Annotated in this window: 1 protein-coding gene; it reads right to left on the bottom strand. The window is 50.9% G+C overall.

The annotated features are described in order from the left end of the window. Positions 1-621: hypothetical protein (locus tag ACQY8X_RS21035; RefSeq protein ID WP_428037081.1), on the bottom strand; the 621-nt coding region annotated here is incomplete at both ends.

The following is a 621-nucleotide window of genomic DNA, read 5'->3' as shown; positions in this document are numbered from 1 at the left end:
AAATAGCCTTTACCGTTCAGTTCGGCCCGGAAATTAATACCTTCCCAGGCGCCGCTGTTTTGTTCGCTCCAGGCGCTGCCGTCCAGTTGATAGAGGTGGTAGTTGGATGAACTATCCCCAAAGACAAAATAGCCTTTGCCGTTCAGTTCGGCCAGGAAATCAATATATTTCCAGGGGCCGCTGTTTTGCTCAGTCCAGGCGCTGCCGTCCAGTTGATACAGGTAGTCGGTCAATGAACCATCCGAAAAGATAAAATAGCCTTTGCCGTTCAGTTCGGCCCGGAAATAAATACGTTTCCAGGGGCCGCTGTTTTGTTCGGTCCAGGTGCTGCCGTCCAGTTGATAGAGGTGGTAGGTGGATGAACTATCCACAAAGACAAAATAGCCTTTGCCGTTCAGTTCGGCCCGGAAATCAATAGATTTCCAGGTGCCGCTGTTTTGCTCGCTCCAGGTGCTGCCGTCCAGTTGATAGAGGTGGTAATTGAGTGAACTATCCCTAAAGATAAAATAGCCTTTGCCGTTCAGTTCGGCCTGGAAGGAAACATCTTTCCAGGTGCCGCTGTTCTGCTCGCTCCAGGCGCTGCCGTCCAGTTGATAGAGGTGGCGGTTGCTTGAACTATCA

Source organism: Amphritea sp., assembly GCF_050300915.1.
GTDB lineage: Bacteria > Pseudomonadota > Gammaproteobacteria > Pseudomonadales > Balneatricaceae > Amphritea.
Note: the sequence above shows the minus strand (reverse complement) of the source record. Positions and strands in the feature narration are given on the sequence as shown.